This window comes from Marinoscillum sp. HNIBRBA16962 (assembly GCF_057801515.1).
Genome location: NZ_CM173603.1, coordinates 248,747 through 265,581, shown reverse-complemented (window position 1 = coordinate 265,581; position 16,835 = coordinate 248,747). Strand labels below are relative to the sequence as shown.

18 protein-coding genes are annotated in these 16,835 nt (G+C 43.0%); 4 read left to right on the top strand and 14 right to left on the bottom strand.

The window, feature by feature from the left end:
• Positions 1-234: 234 nt before the first annotated feature.
• Positions 235-489 (top strand): type II toxin-antitoxin system Phd/YefM family antitoxin, encoded by a 255-nt coding sequence (locus AC3E9V_RS01140; protein ID WP_488751342.1) that lies wholly within the window; start codon positions 235-237, stop codon positions 487-489.
• On the top strand, positions 489-743 hold the full coding sequence (locus tag AC3E9V_RS01135) for a Txe/YoeB family addiction module toxin (protein WP_488751341.1): 255 nt from the start codon (positions 489-491) through the stop codon (positions 741-743). Before AC3E9V_RS01140 ends, AC3E9V_RS01135 begins: the two co-directional genes overlap by 1 nt.
• Here the strand turns inward: AC3E9V_RS01135 and AC3E9V_RS01130 are convergent, their stop codons facing one another.
• The 5 genes from AC3E9V_RS01130 to AC3E9V_RS01110 form a co-directional block, all read right to left on the bottom strand.
• Positions 744-3,179: a TonB-dependent receptor domain-containing protein gene (locus AC3E9V_RS01130; protein ID WP_488751340.1), complete on the bottom strand. Its 2,436-nt coding sequence runs from the start codon at positions 3,177-3,179 to the stop codon at positions 744-746.
• The gene (locus AC3E9V_RS01125) at positions 3,172-4,488 is read right to left on the bottom strand and encodes an HTTM domain-containing protein (RefSeq protein WP_488751339.1); all 1,317 of its coding nucleotides are present in this window, start codon (positions 4,486-4,488) and stop codon (positions 3,172-3,174) included. Before AC3E9V_RS01125 ends, AC3E9V_RS01130 begins: the two co-directional genes overlap by 8 nt.
• Positions 4,478-5,536, bottom strand: a complete 1,059-nt coding sequence (locus tag AC3E9V_RS01120; protein WP_488751338.1) for an imelysin family protein — start codon at positions 5,534-5,536, stop codon at positions 4,478-4,480. The genes AC3E9V_RS01125 and AC3E9V_RS01120 overlap by 11 nt, the downstream gene beginning before the upstream one ends.
• Before the next feature lie 203 nt (positions 5,537-5,739).
• A complete protein-coding gene (locus AC3E9V_RS01115; protein ID WP_488751337.1) occupies positions 5,740-6,852 on the bottom strand; it encodes a DUF4856 domain-containing protein in 1,113 nt (370 codons plus the stop codon).
• A 280-nt stretch (positions 6,853-7,132) separates the two neighbouring features.
• Positions 7,133-7,456, bottom strand: a complete 324-nt coding sequence (locus tag AC3E9V_RS01110) for a DUF6686 family protein (RefSeq protein ID WP_488751336.1) — start codon at positions 7,454-7,456, stop codon at positions 7,133-7,135.
• A gap of 482 nt (positions 7,457-7,938) precedes the next feature.
• On the opposite strand from AC3E9V_RS01110, the gene AC3E9V_RS01105 reads away from it, so the two are divergent.
• Positions 7,939-8,640, top strand: coding sequence for an SIMPL domain-containing protein (locus AC3E9V_RS01105; RefSeq protein ID WP_488751335.1), 702 nt, complete (start codon positions 7,939-7,941; stop codon positions 8,638-8,640).
• Between the two features lie 4 nt (positions 8,641-8,644).
• Here the strand turns inward: AC3E9V_RS01105 and AC3E9V_RS01100 are convergent, their stop codons facing one another.
• Together AC3E9V_RS01100 and AC3E9V_RS01095 are read right to left on the bottom strand one after the other, a co-directional pair.
• A complete protein-coding gene (locus tag AC3E9V_RS01100) occupies positions 8,645-11,245 on the bottom strand; it encodes an ABC transporter permease (protein ID WP_488751334.1) in 2,601 nt (866 codons plus the stop codon).
• Between the two features lie 6 nt (positions 11,246-11,251).
• The gene (locus AC3E9V_RS01095; RefSeq protein ID WP_488751333.1) at positions 11,252-11,572 is read right to left on the bottom strand and encodes a PadR family transcriptional regulator; all 321 of its coding nucleotides are present in this window, start codon (positions 11,570-11,572) and stop codon (positions 11,252-11,254) included.
• 176 nt (positions 11,573-11,748) lie between these two features.
• On the opposite strand from AC3E9V_RS01095, the gene AC3E9V_RS01090 reads away from it, so the two are divergent.
• Complete coding sequence (locus AC3E9V_RS01090; RefSeq protein WP_488751332.1) at positions 11,749-11,958, top strand: type II toxin-antitoxin system HicB family antitoxin; 210 nt, start codon at positions 11,749-11,751, stop codon at positions 11,956-11,958.
• 3 nt (positions 11,959-11,961) lie between these two features.
• Here the strand turns inward: AC3E9V_RS01090 and AC3E9V_RS01085 are convergent, their stop codons facing one another.
• The 7 genes from AC3E9V_RS01085 to AC3E9V_RS01055 all read right to left on the bottom strand — a co-directional run bounded on the left by AC3E9V_RS01085 (position 11,962) and on the right by AC3E9V_RS01055 (position 16,725).
• Positions 11,962-12,150 carry a type II toxin-antitoxin system HicA family toxin gene (locus tag AC3E9V_RS01085; protein ID WP_488751331.1) on the bottom strand — a complete coding sequence of 63 codons (189 nt, stop codon included), beginning with the start codon at positions 12,148-12,150 and terminating at the stop codon, positions 11,962-11,964.
• A gap of 133 nt (positions 12,151-12,283) precedes the next feature.
• Positions 12,284-12,817 carry a ferritin gene (locus AC3E9V_RS01080; protein ID WP_488751330.1) on the bottom strand — a complete coding sequence of 178 codons (534 nt, stop codon included), beginning with the start codon at positions 12,815-12,817 and terminating at the stop codon, positions 12,284-12,286.
• Between the two features lie 204 nt (positions 12,818-13,021).
• On the bottom strand, positions 13,022-13,372 hold the full coding sequence (locus AC3E9V_RS01075; protein WP_488751329.1) for a hypothetical protein: 351 nt from the start codon (positions 13,370-13,372) through the stop codon (positions 13,022-13,024).
• A 275-nt stretch (positions 13,373-13,647) separates the two neighbouring features.
• Positions 13,648-13,794, bottom strand: coding sequence for a hypothetical protein (locus AC3E9V_RS01070; RefSeq protein ID WP_488751328.1), 147 nt, complete (start codon positions 13,792-13,794; stop codon positions 13,648-13,650).
• Positions 13,791-15,755: a ferrous iron transport protein B gene (feoB, locus tag AC3E9V_RS01065; protein ID WP_488751327.1), complete on the bottom strand. Its 1,965-nt coding sequence runs from the start codon at positions 15,753-15,755 to the stop codon at positions 13,791-13,793. The genes AC3E9V_RS01070 and feoB overlap by 4 nt, the downstream gene beginning before the upstream one ends.
• Before the next feature lies 1 nt (position 15,756).
• Positions 15,757-15,972, bottom strand: coding sequence for a FeoA family protein (locus AC3E9V_RS01060; protein ID WP_488751326.1), 216 nt, complete (start codon positions 15,970-15,972; stop codon positions 15,757-15,759).
• A 111-nt stretch (positions 15,973-16,083) separates the two neighbouring features.
• Positions 16,084-16,725 carry a LuxR C-terminal-related transcriptional regulator gene (locus AC3E9V_RS01055; RefSeq protein WP_488751325.1) on the bottom strand — a complete coding sequence of 214 codons (642 nt, stop codon included), beginning with the start codon at positions 16,723-16,725 and terminating at the stop codon, positions 16,084-16,086.
• Positions 16,726-16,835 lie beyond the last annotated feature (110 nt).

The following is a 16,835-nucleotide window of genomic DNA, read 5'->3' as shown; positions in this document are numbered from 1 at the left end:
ACAAATCTTACCTCCAGGCCTTTTTTGATCAAAACCCCCATGAGATAGCCCGGCAAAAAAATGATCTTCCTCAATTTACTATTGAAGAAGGGCAGCCTTTTTACAGGATTTTCTGTCTGGTTATTTACTTTGAGTTTTTGAAACACAACGATCCCAGACCGTTTTTTTGAATGAGGGCCACTTTGTATTGTACAATAATTTGTACAATTTGTTTGTTGAGCTTATCTTTGCAATATGGAAGTAACCTCATACTCTAATTTTAGAAAAAACATGAAAGCCTTCATGGACAGAATCTTTGACTCAAAGGACACACTTTTTGTCACCAGGTCTAATGGGCATGATATGGTTGTTATGTCGAAAAATGACTATGAAGGGATGCAAGAAACACTTCATCTATTAAGTAGCCCCAAAAACGCTCAACGACTCAGAGAAGCTATTGAAGAATATAATGCTGGTGGTGGCCAAAACCGTCAACTCATAGAGGACTAGTGGAGCTCGTCTTTCTTACACATGCCTGGGAAGATTACCTTTATTGGCAAAAAACGGACAAAAAGACATTAAAAAGGATCAACGAGCTCATCAAACAATGCCTCCGAACTCCATTTGAAGGGATTGGAAAGCCAGAAGGTTTAAAAGGAGATCTATCCGGATGGTGGTCCCGAAGAATCACTCAGGAGCACCGATTAATATATAAAGCAGAGAAAAATAAACTGGTGATTGCCCAGTGTAGGAAGCATTATTAGTTAAAACTTCACCCCCACAGTCACATAGCCGCTTCTGCCGTCTGAAGGGATAATGCCTGGGCCCGGATAACCGGCTGCCCTTCGGGTAAAGTAGTATTCATTCGTTAGATTGTTGATCCCGGTCTCCAGCGTCCAGTTTTTCAGGGTATAACTCAACGAAAGGTCCATCACCGAATAGGCCGGAATGATGCCTTCCACTGCTGTAGGTGAATCGTCTGCGTTTGTAGCATCTGAATATTGCTGGCTTACGAAACTATATAGCCAGGAGAAACCAAGGTCTTTGTATTTGAAGGTAAGACCTGTTTTTAGGTTTGCTTTCGGCACCAGTTCTACACGGTTTCCTTCTACACTCTCTTCTTCATTGGCCATGTATTCGGCATGGATCGCCGCAAAATTGATAAAGCCTGTCAGGCTGATATTTTTAGGTTTATAGTTAAACAAGCTAAAAAGATTGCCTTCCAGATACGTCTCTAGCCCCAGGATTGCCGCATTCGCCACGTTGGTTCTGAAACGAAACGTCTTAGGTACATAAAAAGTGAAGCGAGGGTCGGCTTCTGTGCGGAGCACACTACCGATCCGGTCTTGATAAGACAGGTAAAATAAAGAAACATCATATCGAAATACATCTGGCTCAGATCCTCTTATACCCAGATCCGCATTGTATCCGCGCTCATCATCAATGTTTTCATCTACTGTAAGTGATGGATTATCAACACGAATGTCATTGAAGTTTATCGACCTGAAATTTTGAGAGAAATTAGCGTATAATTCCAGGGCATCTGACTGTTTATAACTTAGCCCTATTCCCACCAGCGCAAAAGATCGGTCTTTGGACTTCTCCTCCTCAATTTTTTCTCTGAAAATAATATTTCCAGCTATATCCTCCTGTTGACTGTAGTAATAGCCATCTGCATCGGTTTGGATGTACTCATACCTGATTCCCGGTGTTACACTAAGTTTAGGAGTGATATTAAAAATATTCTCAATAAAGAAGGCCACATTCTTACTTGGGAAGGTAAACTCTGAGTCATCAGGTTCTTCCGGATTAATGAAGTCAAAGCTGGCTTCATTTGAATTATTAGCTTCGCCCTGTTTACGTAAGGTTTGCCCAAAGTAAAGCCTGTTCCCAACCAGCAGTATGGATTTCTGACCCAATAATGGATAATGAACGATGGTTCTGAACTCATTGCCCCAGTTACTATAGTCGTCCTTTAAAAGGTTCCGGTTTTCTTCCGGATCGTCGGGCCGGTTGATCCGGCCAAGGTTTCCCACCGCATACCGGTTAGCATTCAGATGAAAAGTCTTATTGTTAAACTTCAAATAAGGAGACACCCGGTAGTTCCACTCCATAGCCGTAAGGTCCCAGCCCACCTTGAACCAATTGCGCTCCCTGTTGGACTGTCGAGGATCCTGGTAAAACTGCGCATCTGTGAGGCCTCCAGGCTGCTGCGCCAAATAGCTCATATGTGTATGCTCCAGCTTCACACTCAGGAAGGGATTGAAATTATAAGTGAATGACCCAAATGCATTATGCTGATCCAGCCCCGAATTTGGCCGCCAGCCATTGCTGGTTTTGTACTGGTAAAAGCCGTAATAGTTTACTTTACCCACTGTGCCGCCTGTGCTATTAAAAGTGTTAAACAAGCCAAACGATCCCAGGGTGTTGATTGAGTTAATCTCGATTTTTTTATCCTCCGGGCCTTCTTTAAAATCAAAGTTCAGCATTCCCCCAAACTGTGTCCCATATTGCAGTCCCGCAGCTCCTCTGACTATCTCTATCTTATCCAGCGCCTGCACCGGAGGGGTATAGTAACTTTCAGGGTATCCCAAAGCATCTGCCGAGATATCATATCCGTTTTGTCGCACATTAAAATTAGACGTTCGGTTAGGACTTAGTCCTCTCCCACCAATGCCCAGCTGAATCCCCGCTCCATCACTCTCCCAAATGTTCAGGCCCGGTACCCGTGAGTAAACCTGGCGGCTCACATTGGCAGCTTTGTTGGCAATGACTTCATCCAGCTGAATAAGTTCGGTCTTTTTAGCTTCGTAGATTGCCGACCCGCTCACAGATTGCAACCAGTTGATACCCAACTCTTCAGCCCGGGTATCCTGTACAGTGACTGATGCCAGCTCCCGGGATAACTCTTTGATCTGAAAGGAAACTGTTACCGTCTCTCCTGCATCCAGCTCAATGTCCTGATAGGAAGTTTCAAAACCCGGATAAAAAGTCGCTACCCTGTAAATACCTACCTTCAGTCCTCTAAATGTAAAATCCCCGGAATCGTCAGTTGTGGCTTTTTGATGAGTACCTTCTATAAAAACCATTACACCCGCTAAGCCTTTTCCCTCCATATCAAACACATTGCCGGAGATACTCTGGCCAAAGGTGGCAGTAGCAAAAAACAGGGTTAGTATCGTCAGCAATACCTTATTCATAATCCAATACCATTTTCCCGGTGGTCAGTTCCGGATCTGTCAAGTCCAGGTTCGGATCAATGAAAGCCCGGTTTGGTCGGCCGTTTAAAGTCACATGGGATTCAGCAGTCACTCGTGGGTCATCGAACCCCTTTGAGGCAAACTCCTCCTTCAAAAAACCAGCAAACTGCCGGATCATATCCGGCTGGGTAGCTAACATCTTTTCCTGCTGCGGTGTCAGGTACTCGTAATTGGCCACCATATGCTTTTTGGTGTCATCCTCCACATAAAAGGTTACTTGTCCGGCTTTTTCCATCAGCATCACTCTCCACGAAAATCGATACCCTGATTCATTCCAGAAGATATTCCCGGGATAGGTCAGGTATCGTAGCGGAATCAAAATTTGAAACGCAAAGAAAGCCACAAAAAAGACTTTCTGTGTTCTGTGCATTGTTAATTTTCCGAGAGGTCTTTCTGCAACCGGTCTTTCAAGTTTTGATAGTAGTTCCTCATGTATCCTTGCAGGAAAGAAAATGGTGGTTGCAACAATCATGATGTACGGAAACATCCCGATCGGAAACATCCAGCCTGTAAGCAAATGAAATATTACCACAGCAACATAGGCGAATGGCAGTGTTTTTTTGAAAGACAGGAAAAACGGGATAGTGGTATCAAACAGCATCCCAAACCAGCTAAAAAGATATGCTGTAAGCTTATAGCGAAACAGTTCCCCGATTATTGGTTTATGAACCAGCGCTGACAGCCACATCTTCAGCGGTTGCGCGTTGATGAGCCAGTCGTAATTAATCTTGGCAATACCTGCAAAAAAATAAACGATCCCCAGCTGTAGCTTGATCACATTGATGAAAAGCACGGAAACCTGTCTCGCTGGTACAACTGCACCACGCAAAACGTCCAGGGAAAACCGCTGGTGAGCCGGGAGCCAGATCAGCAAAAAGCTCATCAGACTGACGAAATAATAGTGGTTGAGATAGTTGGTCTTATCAATGAGCTCTACATACGTGAAAAGCAAAAAGAATACCGCCGTAGACCAGCGGTAAAAAAGGCCGGTCATTATACCCAGTGCACTTAGCGCCATTAGGAAAAAGACCACATACATTCCGCCTCCGGAAAGTGGCGCCACTCCGGTGATAAAAGGAAAGAAAAACTTCGGCTCCACGTACTGAGTGTAGATCCAGCCATTGGCCCAGAAGCGCACAATGGACAAAAACATAAGCAGGCCAAATAAAACCCGAAAGGTTACCAAGGGAGCATTGGTAACCTTTTTGTGAATGAGTTGGGCCGATATGTCTTTCAGGTCAATCGCCATCGTTATCCTGGTAGCTGATAATTACACCGATGGAGGATGCCATGTCTGTTTTGAACAGCACAACCAGGGCCTGCATCTCCGCAAATATTTTCTCCACTTCTGTTTTTTGATTGGCTATGGCCTCAGGTAGTGGGTCAGAGATTGCAGCAATAGCTGTATTAATTTTGGCAAATTGAGCTTCTATGGTTTCTGAAAGATCCTCATTTCCTGTAGTAGAAGCTCCGATTTCTTTGAGATAATCATCAAAACCTATGCCGTCAGAACCGCCCGTATACAGTTCAAAGTACCCTTCCATGTTGGCTTGAAGCAACTCGACAGAATACTGTCCGAAAAAAGCTTCCGAAGCGGTAGGGATAGCCTCGCCAAGAGAACGGATGCCTACTGGAATACCTACTTTGCCATCTCGCGTATTTCGCTCAAAATCCCGATTCATGGCATTGACCAGTTTGCCAACTGAGCTCCCGATATCCACGCCTAATGCATCCTCAGCAGTAAATGTGGCAAGATAATTTTCTCCTTCAGACTTCCATGCATCATAAACAGCCAGAGTGGCTTCCTCAATACGTGCAACAACATCCACGAGGTACTGTAAACGTCCTGACGTAAGAGTCGCTAAAACATCCTCGTCAGTATCCGGGTGCCCGTATATCAGAAACCCAATGGCCTGATAGCCTTTTGTATCAGAATTACTAAGTTTCGATAGGTCATAATCACCAGAATTAATATTTAATTCAATCTGATTTTGATCGATTGGATAAATATTCAGCTCGGCAGAAAGACCATAAGTCTCAGCAGGGCCAAACTGAAAGGGCGTACATTTTTGCCATGCAAATCGAGCTGCCTTGAGCTGAGATTGTGCCGCTAACAATGTAACTTCAGAAGGATCGTTTGCCAATGCATGGATTGCTTCAGCAAGCTTTTCGTTTTCAACAGCCAGAGAAGCATAGGCCGGGAGAATGATGTTCTCCCCGATATTTTCCAGAAATGGCTGTTGATCAAAATCGTTGACCTTGTCCAGCCCGCTATTCCCATCACATGAAATGAGCATGATGCTCAACAACCCCACTATTGAGCAAACCCCTCCAGGTATAATTAAAGGCAAGCAACAGACCCCTGGTCTCAGTAATCTTTTAAAACCCGAATAGAGCGAAAGGCTCAATAAAACTATTGAGCCTAACCCTTGAAGATACTTTTTATGTATAAAATACATTTACAAAGTCTTATGGTTTAATGAATCCTTTTCAACTTCACTTACAGGTCATCTGCAAATTCTTCAAACTCCGGATAAACAGATACCAAAGTAGATTTCGCAGCATTTAATCCTTCCAGGTCTATGGTCCAGAAATCACCGTCCGTTCCAAAATTGGAGTTAAGGATCGTTTCAATCTGCGCATCTGTGATTGACTTATTAGGACTGTATTTCAGAGCCATTACAAACCCGTAGCCTTCAGAAATGTGATGAAAAAGGTTACCCTGATCTCCGTCATTCAGATTCGTGATCGCTTCATTAATGTAATGGATAGCTGTAGCTGCTGCTATTTCTTCAAATTGCTCATAAATGATGTCTCTTTGTGCATCTCTAAGCTCGTAATCCTTATTTACGATGGCAGTCCTTCCCGTAAGAAAAGCATCTTTCAGGGCTGTAGCGCTTCCAAGGTATGACTCACGTCCGTAAGTGTAATTCCCCCAGAATCGATTGTCCCCTTCAGGATCAAAATCCACAGGCACACCCCAGTAACCGAATGCTTCGTCCCAGTGATGCTCCATTGCTGTATAATTCTTTCCTTCTTCCAGCTCATCATTTTCCACTGCATCACCAATCTTAGCCTCGGTCAGATAAGAATTGAATATCTGATTTAAGAATGTAGCACCCATCAATCCCTTCTCAATGATCTGGGTATATTCCCAGCCTTTTCCATCAACCAGAATATTTTTATCCGGGCCTCTGGCGATCAGTCCGGCTTGTCCCTGCGCTGCATCTCCGGGAGACTCACTTGCTGCTGCTGCAGAACTCAATACATTTTTGAAAAAATCAACATCACTAAGGAATGTTTTATTTTCCAGTTGTTTACCACTTGTATTTAAGTCTTCAGTAGAAAACGGATTGTTTTGGTTGGCAAACATGTCCAGCAATGTCTGCTCGGAAAGTGTGGTGGTACCATCATTGGCTTCTCCAATGTATGCTTTCATTTCAGCCAGCATATCCAGGCGTGTAGTTTGACCGGAAAAGCTCACTGTAGATTCCCCGTTTCTTTCAAAAGTATAAGTCTCAGGAACCTCAATATCCTTTGTTACATCATCCTCATTATCGCATGCCGTGAATAGTACAACTGACAATAGAACTAGTGCTTTGAATAATTTCATTTTATGTGGTAAACGTTTTTTGATTATCAATTTTTATTTAGATCAATTCTAAACAATGCAAAAGTACTACCGATGAGAGGTGCTATACAATCACTACCGATAGGCAAATTTCTGGCAACTAGTGATGCTAGTAATCACTACAAATAGTGAACGATTATTGGAGTACATGCTCCCGAATGGTTTTGGGCTTTTTTTGTTGAGGCCGACCAATGCTGAGTGAAATGGCAAGAAAAATGCTGGCTACCCACCGATTTGCTTTTCGCTTTCATTCCGGTGGTTTTTAATAAATCAGCCGAAAAAGTTCGTTTATGGTTTTAGCTTCCGTGATCATGCTTTGGATCTCCCAAACTTCTCGCTGAGTAAGACAAAAACCTACTTTGGATGCCGGAGTTTTTAGAAGGACCTGTTGGGAATCATTTAGCTGGTAATGGAAGTCATCATTGGTGAGATGGTTAAGTAAACTTTCAAACTGTTTGAAATCCTGGTCGTCAAAAGCTGCACAGCATGCTTTGTAAGCTAATGTGTAGGACCGGCAGCATTTACACCATCTGATAACACCATTTTCCGTTTCGCTTAAAGTTATTTGCTCTTTGGCACTACACATGTATTCTGAACATTTGTGCCTCATGGAACCGATGGTCCTTACAACCACCGGCCCACACTGAGGTCTTCTATTAAAAATTACTGATATAGGCGGTAAAGCATTTCCAGCTTCTCCTTCAAATAGGGGCAGTGTGAATCCCGGATCGCTTTTCGGATGATCATCCTGCGGTTTTCAGTCTCGGATTTCAATTTTTTTTCCAGCTTTAAAAAAAAATGGTCGTATTTGTAAAGATCCATTGTACCTTATTCGAATGACGCTATACAAAAGTGAATAACTCCGGGATCTATGTCAATCGCTAGAGATAAGGGAATTTGTGTTCACCAATAGTTACTTATCAGATGGCTACAACTAGGACTGGTAGTGATAAAAGCATCGCTAATAGTAGTTAAAGATTCGTTAGTCGAAACAACAGGTTACCCTGCAGGTAATATTAGTATAAATCAAAAAATTATTTAAATATTCCAATTTTAAATTGTGCCGCCATGAAAATTTTTATCTCGATCTTCATATTGCTTCCATTTGCAGCTTTCAGCCAATACGATTCCAGAACGATCACGGTCTATGGAGAAGCTCAACAGGAAGTAAGACCGGACCAGGCAGTGATTTACGTATCATTTTCTGAGTTCGAAAAAGTAAAAGAAAGTGAACTGGCTGAGCGCGAAGAAGCTTTGGCCAAATTATTGGAAGAGTGGAATATTCCTTTTGAGCATGTAGAAGTTTTGCAAATGAATGCCAGCAGGTCAGGTTATCAGGGTTCTCTTTTTTCAAATAAAATACGATTTGCTAAGGACTTCCTGGTGGAATTTGACCAACCCTTGAAACTTACAGAATTCATGATTGAGTTGTTTAAAGTAGGTGCAGGTGTAGTGCGTATCTCTGAGTTGAAGTATAACGAAAAGGAAGCTATCAAAAAAGAGGTGACCCGATTGGCTATGGAAAACGCCAGGGACAAAGCCATGATTATGGCGACCAGTCAGGGTGATACGTTAGGAAACACTATTTCCATTAAGGAATTTCCTGCAAAGGAGTCTTATGAAGAAAATTATCCGGAAATGACCTACCGTGAGCAGCTAAACATGTATGGGGCTGTTTCACGAGCCGTAGGATCATCTCATGACAGTCCTATCGGTTTAAGGAAAATCAATATTGAAGTAAATGTAAAAGTAGTTTACTCACTGGAGTAAACCATTATTCCTCTTTCAGATAAGTTGTGGGCTTTACACGGAATCCGATCTTACTCTGAATCAGGATCATCAGTAAAATAGCAGCAATCAATACCAGAGATACCCCAATCAAAAGGTCGAATGGCAAGCCAATTCGATAAGCAAAATTGTCCAGCCACTGATTGATAAAAAAGATGGTGACTGGAATGGCCAAAGCAACCGAGAGCAGGATCTGCCAGGCAAACTGCCTGATATATAAGGTTAGTACATTGCTAAATCCAGCGCCAAATACTTTCCGGATCGTGATCTCCTTAGCGCGAAATCTGATCTGGAATGACACCAGACCGATCAATCCGGCAAAGGCCAGTGACACAATAAGTAAAGAAAAGATGCTCAGGGTCTTCGTTCGTTTTTCTTCAGCCTGGTATTGCTGCCAGTAATCCTGATCCAGAAAAGTAACGGCATGTGAAGTAGAGTTGGTGATCTCCCGGGTTTTGTCCTCTACAAAACCCAGCAGGTTTTGCATGTCTTGTGTTTCAACCTTGACCAGGAGCATCGAAGTGATCGGAGTAAAATTGATCAGAATGTGAGGTGCTATCTCGTGATGCAAAGACCTCATGTGGACATCTTTAACCACACCAATAATCCGGGAGTGAAAATCCTCACCAATTGGGAGCTTTACCCGTTTATCCAGTACATCCCCGGGATTTGAGTATCCCAGTTTTTTGGCCAGAGTCTCATTGACTACTGCCACAGTACCCGGACTTTCATCACCTATATTTCTGCCTGCCAAAAGTTCAAGTCCTAAGACAGGCAGGTAATTTTTATCTACAGCATTAAATTCTGCTTTGTGAGTGCTAAACGAACCATCAGGCATCTCAAAAGGAAACCCCTCCAGCTGAATATCATCTCCGGGAGCTTGCTTTGAAGCGGCTACCGATTGAATATCCGGATGGGCCAAAAGTTCCTGAACCAGTGCATATTCATCATTGGTCCGGTTTTTCAAATCGATCTTCAGGACATTTTCCTGGTCAAATCCCAGGTCCATATTCTTCGCAAATTCTACCTGCCGATAAACCGTCAGTGTCACAATGATCATGACCAAAGCGATCATAAACTGAAAGGCATTAAGCAGCTTATTGAGTGGAAGCCTAAAGCCACTGAAAGAATAACTCTTCTTCAGCACCTGATCTGCCGTGAATTTAGATAAAAACACAGCCGGATAGCAACCGCCCAACAATCCCGTCACCAAAACAATCAATGCAAAACCGGCAAGGATTTTCACATCCAGAAAATGGAAAACGGTGAAAGACTTGTCCGCCAGATAGTTGAAATACGGAAGAAAAACAGGGACTAAAAGCAGGGCCAGTACAGCTGAAAGCAGAGTCAGAAGGCTCGATTCTGTGAAAAACTGGAAAAGCAACATTTGCCGATTGGAGCCAAGCACTTTTCTTATGCCCACCTCGCGCACTCTCTTTGTAGCCTGGGCTGTGGCCATATTCATATAATTGATGCAAACAACCAGTACGATAAAGCCTGCAAGAAGACCCATCCCTACAACGTGATAAAACTTATTGTTTGGCTCAAGCTCAAAAGCCAGGTCCGAATGCAAATGAATGTCTGTAAGAGGCTGAAGGAACAAATAGCCCGTTCCGGAAAACACTTCTTTAACCGGTTGCTCCATGTATTGGCTATAAAAATCAGGAAGCTTCTGACTTAGCCGGTCTGGACCTGCTCCAGCTTTTAGTTTTACATAGTTGTAATAGCCATTGTCTTTCCAGTTTTGGCCAGTGAAATACCCATCATCTACATGGAAGAGGATGGGATGATGAAAATGGGCATTTTCGTAGGGGTCCGCCATCACTCCGGTAATGGTAAATATTCCATTGTGCTCCGACTCTACAGCCTTACCCACTACATCTAGTGTTCCAAAATAGGTCAGCGCTTTAGATTCACTGATCACCATGGTATTCGGTTCGTCCAAAGCGGTTTCAGGATCACCTTTAATGAATGGGTAATCAAAAACCTGAAGGAAGCTGCTGGAAACCAGATGAGATTGCGGATCGGTAAATTTCTTATCCCCGATTTTCAGGGTAACCCGATTAAACATAGTAAATGCAGCGAATGCTTCTACTTCCGGAAATTCAGCCTTTAGGGTAGCGCCCAAAGAGGCTGGTGTAGCTGCGGAAGTCATCTCACTGTTTTCCATATCTACATGCTGTGCTACCCGGTAGATGTCGTCATACTGAGAAAATTCCTTATCAAAGCTAAGCTCATCCAAAACGTAAGCCACCATCAGGATACTGGATGCTAACCCAATAGTCAATCCTAACAGGTTGAAAGAAGTGTAGCCCTTATTGCGGATTAGATTTCGGTAAGCGATAAGCAGGTAATTTTTGATCAGCATCATGTGATTGGTGGTTTTGGTTGGACGAATGTTTGACGGTTTGAAAAACCCCATAACTCTCAGGCAGTACAAGGCATTAGCTTTAAATGAACTCAATGATTGCAGATCCTCTGAGTACACCTCGTAAAGATCCCCTTCGATCTCTTCCAGGAGGTCTTTTCTGCAAAACCAGGAAAGAAACTTATGCGCAAGCTTTGGTGGTTGAGTGGGGTGCTTCATTTAATCCTATTTAAGAGTAGGTTGTAGCTGCCAGAGTTTTTCACGGGAGTCACGCTGATCCTGAAGGGCCTGTTTGCCAAGACCAGTGACCTGGAAAAGTCTTTTTCTTTTACCTCCGCGTTCATGGGTCGCATCTCCAAGTGAAGATTCCAGGTAACCCTTTTTCTCCAGCCGGTGCATCACTGTATGGAGCGCGCTCAGCGTCACCTTACGATCCAACTGGCTGGCTATTTCTTTCTGCACACTGACTCCATAGGCATCACCATCCAGGATGCCCACAGCCAGCAAAACTATTTCTTCCAGTTCACCTAAGTATTCGCCCTTCATTGGTCTTAAATGATATTTTTAGTAAATGTAGAAAAAATATTTATTATAAAATTCATATTTGTAGAAAAAACTTATTTTGACGGCTCTTTTTTCATAATGGAAACTATTGAATACTTTTAAACGTCAATAAAGAAACCGCCAGAGCCGCAAAACAGATCGCTCAATAAAACTTAGAAATGCGTAACTACTTGGTCATATATGAGAAATCACCACAGGGATATTCAGCCTATGTTCCTGACTTACCAGGCTGTACATCAGCTGGTGAAACAAAGGAAGAGACTAAAAGGAATATCACTGAAGCGATCAAGCTTTATCTGGAGACTTTAAAGGAAGATGGGCTGTCTTTTCCGGAGGAGAATTCCGAGTCAGATATTGTTAGTGTGTAGAAACTATTTCAAACCCGCTTGTTTTAAAATGCTGTTTTCTGTCCCTTTTGGGACATCATCAGATAATCTATGAATAGCAATCACTACAATACCTGGTTTTGAAGGATGCTTGAAAACATGATGGCTTCCCTTACTTCTGTGGATATACCACCCCTCATTTTCCACAAGCTTTATGATCTCCCGGTATTTCATAAACCAAAGATAAAATTAGTTTATCCCTAGTCCGGAACTATTACACACATCTTACCAACAAAATATCCTTAAAAGCAAAAAGGAGAACCATCGCTGATTCTCCTTTTCGGATTGATCTATATGTTATTGGATTTTAGCCTTCTGCAGAATCGTACTTTACATGAAGCACTCGCTCTTCGATCATCCCCAGGGCGAGCTTATCTTCACCGAGCACATCAAACAGTTCTAAGCATCTTCTTGCCACATACTCCTCTTCAATTTGCTCCTGCACAAACCATCTGAGGAACTCTTCAGTAGCCAGATCGCCAACTTTTCGGCAGACCCGCACCATATCGTGGATGCTGTCCGTCACTGCGATTTCCATTTCCAATGCCTTTTCAAAAACACTTCGCAGCTTATCAAACTCGTGCTGTGACTCACCAACAGACGGTGAAATCGCATCGCATTCCATATCCACCAGATAGTGGAAAAACTTCATCTGGTGCCCACGCTCCTGGTCAGATTGTTTGAAGAAAAACTCAGCACAGTTATCATATCCCCGCACATCACACCAAGCTGCCATCGCCAGATATGCTGCAGAAGACTGTGCTTCCATTTTGATCTGCTTGTTTACTACATCTATGATCTCGTCCTTAAGGACCGAATGTCTTCTCAATATGTCTTTCATAAGTTTCCGGTTTTGTCCACTATAGCGGCGGTACATGCTGTAACAATTGCGATTCAGTGATTCTAAACAGGTACCCCGGCTATCAGAATGTTTAAATAACAACTACAAATGAACAATAAAAGTTGATCAGAACAGCATTAAACCGCAATTTATAATCAGTCTAAGTTAGTGTCCTTCAGAAAGATCAGATGGAAACAAGCAGGATCAGGAAACTTTTCGTACCAGCTCTTTGTGGATCATGCTGTTGAGCTCCAGCATGGCAAAAGCTCCGCCAAATAGCTCTTTCAGCTCCAGCACATCGTGAATGGTAAAAGCAAAGATCCGATCACAGTGAGGCATATGAATGATCTCAACATCTGGTGTATCACTGGAAAGTAACGACACCATATCAATTTTCTGGATCTTTCGCTTAAAGGTGATTAGCTCACATGGCCGAAACTCAAGGATATCTCCTTTAAAGTTAAGGATATACAATTCCGCCTCATCACACTGAAACAGTGCAGAATTATTCGTTTCAAAAAGTAATTCCCTACTTCCCTTTCGCTTCAAAATCATATTTTTGGACACTTCTTGCAATGTTTTCCCTTCTTCTTATACTTCTTGCAGCATTTTTTAAACACACACTCTTCCCCGTTCATCAGATCCTTCTGACTATCAAAAGGATTGAATGAACCAAATCCCTGCGCTTCCATACACTGCTCCTCCCTAATCATTATTTAGAATAATTCCAGATAGCAAAAGTCGCGCTAAAATCGGGCCTAAACAATCGCTATTTTTAGTCAAATTTTTATTCACTACTAGTTAGAAGAGTATCACTACTTATAGTGATGTTATGAACCTTCTGATTTGGCTATCTGATTGGCAGCACACTTCTCACAACCGGGTTGGGATTTTCCGGAGAAGCTCTTGTAGATCCTTCTTCCGATAAAAAATCCTGCAGTCAAAAACAATCCGATCACGATTAGTAACTGTGTCATTTCAATAGCTGATAAACGATCAATGCGGCGATGTATGCCATCCCCGTCATGTATACTAACTGTAATAATGGATATTTCCAGTTTTTAGTTTCACGAAGCACAATTGCCAGCGTACTCATGCACTGCATTGCAAACGCATAAAAGATCATGAGGGACAATCCGGACGCCAAAGTATACACTGGATCACCTGTAAGACGGTTTTTCTCTGTCCGCATCCGTTGTATCAATGTCCGCTCGGTATCAAAATTTTCACCTACACTGTAGATAGTAGCCATAGACCCTACAAATACTTCCCGTGCCGCAAAGGAGGTGATCAATGCTATCCCTATCTGCCAGTTATACCCTAGTGGCTTGATGACCGGCTCTATAGAGTGACCGAGAATACCGATATAAGAATTGGAAAGTCTGGCTGATGATACCTGCTCTTCATAATCATCCATCTGAGATTGTTCCTGAGGTACCGGTATTTTGGCTACAGCTTCTTCCATTCGATCTCCCGGCCCAAATGAGGCAAGCACCCATAAAATGATCGAAATGCTAAAGATCACTTTACCGGCGTCAAACACAAACAGTCGTACTTTTTCCCATAAGGTAATACCAAGATTATTCCACCGTGGCATTTTATACAAGGGAAGCTCCATCACCAGGAAACTCTTCTGTTTGGTTTTAATAATGAATTTGAAAATCAGCGCCACAAGTAGCGCAGCTATCAAACCAATCAAATAAAGACCAAGTAAAACCATTCCCTTGAGATTGAAAGGCCCGATGGAGGTATCAGGTATCACTAGAGCAATCAACAATGTGTAAACCGGCAACCGGGCGGAGCAGCTCATCAGTGGAGTAACCATGATAGTGATGAGGCGTTCTTTCCAGTTATCAATGGTTCTGGTAGCCATAATCGCCGGGATGGCACAAGCCACACCCGAAATCAGCGGTACCACACTCCGCCCGTTCAGGCCAAACGGACGCATCAGCCGATCCATGATAAACACTACCCTCGCCATATAACCCGTTTCCTCCAGGAGAAAAATAAAGCCAAAAAGAAGCGTAATCTGTGGTATGAAAATGACTACACCCCCCAGACCGGGAATGATCCCTTCAGCAACCAGGTTAGTGAGAATCCCAACTGGCAACGTGTTTTTAGTCCACTTACTCGCAGACAGAAACACTGAATCGATCAGATCCATAGGCCATTCTGCCCAGGCATAGATAGCCTGGAAAATAACAAAAAGGATGGCGAGGAAGAACACATAACCTAAAACAGGATGGGTAACCACCCGATCCACATAGCGGTGCCTTTTGACAATAGATCTTTTAACAGGCGTTTGCTTCATCACAAAGCTGAGTACCTGCCGAATCTTCCTGTAGCGTTTTTCTACCCGTATATTTTGCTCATCAGTATCCCGGATCAGAAACTGACCTTCGTCAAACTCTCCTCCCAAAAACGGCTGTGAAGCGGGTCGCTGTTTATGACTGATAATCTCATCGATCAGCTCCTTCATGCCTTTGCCGGTACGGGCTATGATCGGAATGATCTGTACACCCCCCAGTAGCTCGCTGAGCTTCTCCGTATCGATGACCAGCCCCTTTTTATCTGCGACATCCGTCATGTTGAGCACCATGGTTACCGGCACTCCCAGGTCAAGCACTTGCGTAAAAAGCAGCAGATTGCGCTCCAGGTTAGAGGCATCAGCCACTACCACAATACGGTCCGGATAGTCCGGGTGATTCTTATCGCTAAGTATATCATATACGACCTGCTCATCCTGTGTTTTGGGATACAAACTGTAGATCCCGGGCAGATCAATGATGATATGAGAATTGTTACTATGCTTGAGAAAGCCAAATTTCTTGTCTACAGTAACTCCGGGAAAATTACCGATCTTTTGATTCAGGCCGGTTAATTGATTGAAAACGGAAGTTTTACCTGAGTTGGGGTTGCCAACTAATGCGATCTTCATGTTATTCCACCTCTACAAGTGATGCTTCCTCTTTTCTGAGAGAGAGGGTGTAGCCTTCCACATCCACAGCGATAGGGTCACCAAACGGAGCCTTGAAGACAACCTGGATCGACTTACCGGGGTATAGGCCCATGTCCATTAACTTGGAGGTTAGCCCATTTTGAGTAAGACGCTTTACGGTGACGCTTTGATTGAGTTTAAGTGTATCTAGAGTCAATGCCTTCAATTTATTTGGTTGCAAATTAAACTCGGTAATGGGGTTTTCACAATAGCTATTCCTAGTGAAAAAACTGACTTTTGTCATTCCCTGTAACTATTCCCTTCAGTATCAGACCTTTACCATTCCTGATTCCATAGCATAAACAATCAGTTCTGCAGGTGATTTCAGGTTTAGCTTTTTAAGTATATTTTTTCGATGAGAGTTTATCGTATGCACACTCACATGAAGTTCCTCGGCTATTTCTACGGTCTTATACCCTTTGGTGATCAGCTGTAAGACCTCAAACTCACGGGGAGAAAGATCAGTCGGCTCACAGTCTGCCTCCTCCACTTCTTTATCCTGACCCATCAGCAAATCCAGGATACGGTTACAGTAAAAGCGATTGTTTTTAGAAATGGCATGAATGGCATTAACGATCTCCAGCTTGCTACAGCTCTTGGTTACTATGCCCTTTATACCCAGGTCCAACAGAGATTTTATGTGCTGACGCTTATCATCATTTGTAATAATCAGGATGTTGGTGGCATTTGTGCTCACAATCTGCCTAAGTAAGGAAAGTAAAACCGGATCCTGACTTTGGCTATCCATCACCATTACATCAGGATGGTGATTCAACACACTTTTCAATAAGTCCTCCGGTCCCTCTACCACGTCTACCAAATCAAAATCATCATTCTTCTCAATGAGGTGAATGAGCCCCTCCCGGGTGAGATATTGAAAATCAGAAATGAGGACTTTTACTTTTTTCATCTATTTAGAATCATTCTAAACAACCACAAACCTACTACCTAAACAGGAATTTGACAATTCCGTTCAAACAATTCATTTGATTTAATATTGCGCGGAGTTAAAAATAAGCT

Bases quoted from the DNA above. Each gene is read 5' to 3' on its own strand.
- AC3E9V_RS01120 (WP_488751338.1), bottom strand. From the start codon at position 5,536: ATGCTCATTTCATGTGATGGGAATAGCGGGCTGGACAAGGTCAACGAT.
- AC3E9V_RS01070 (WP_488751328.1), bottom strand. From the start codon at position 13,794: ATGACACAGTTACTAATCGTGATCGGATTGTTTTTGACTGCAGGATTT.
- AC3E9V_RS01075 (WP_488751329.1), bottom strand. From the start codon at position 13,372: ATGATTTTGAAGCGAAAGGGAAGTAGGGAATTACTTTTTGAAACGAAT.
- AC3E9V_RS01105 (WP_488751335.1), top strand. From the start codon at position 7,939: ATGAAAATTTTTATCTCGATCTTCATATTGCTTCCATTTGCAGCTTTC.
- AC3E9V_RS01080 (WP_488751330.1), bottom strand. From the start codon at position 12,817: ATGAAAGACATATTGAGAAGACATTCGGTCCTTAAGGACGAGATCATA.
- AC3E9V_RS01115 (WP_488751337.1), bottom strand. From the start codon at position 6,852: ATGAAATTATTCAAAGCACTAGTTCTATTGTCAGTTGTACTATTCACG.
- AC3E9V_RS01055 (WP_488751325.1), bottom strand. From the start codon at position 16,725: ATGAAAAAAGTAAAAGTCCTCATTTCTGATTTTCAATATCTCACCCGG.
- AC3E9V_RS01125 (WP_488751339.1), bottom strand. From the start codon at position 4,488: ATGGCGATTGACCTGAAAGACATATCGGCCCAACTCATTCACAAAAAG.
- AC3E9V_RS01140 (WP_488751342.1), top strand. From the start codon at position 235: ATGGAAGTAACCTCATACTCTAATTTTAGAAAAAACATGAAAGCCTTC.
- AC3E9V_RS01090 (WP_488751332.1), top strand. From the start codon at position 11,749: ATGCGTAACTACTTGGTCATATATGAGAAATCACCACAGGGATATTCA.
- feoB (WP_488751327.1), bottom strand. From the start codon at position 15,755: ATGAAGATCGCATTAGTTGGCAACCCCAACTCAGGTAAAACTTCCGTT.
- AC3E9V_RS01110 (WP_488751336.1), bottom strand. From the start codon at position 7,456: ATGTGTAGTGCCAAAGAGCAAATAACTTTAAGCGAAACGGAAAATGGT.
- AC3E9V_RS01100 (WP_488751334.1), bottom strand. From the start codon at position 11,245: ATGAAGCACCCCACTCAACCACCAAAGCTTGCGCATAAGTTTCTTTCC.
- AC3E9V_RS01095 (WP_488751333.1), bottom strand. From the start codon at position 11,572: ATGAAGGGCGAATACTTAGGTGAACTGGAAGAAATAGTTTTGCTGGCT.
- AC3E9V_RS01085 (WP_488751331.1), bottom strand. From the start codon at position 12,150: ATGAAATACCGGGAGATCATAAAGCTTGTGGAAAATGAGGGGTGGTAT.
- AC3E9V_RS01130 (WP_488751340.1), bottom strand. From the start codon at position 3,179: ATGAATAAGGTATTGCTGACGATACTAACCCTGTTTTTTGCTACTGCC.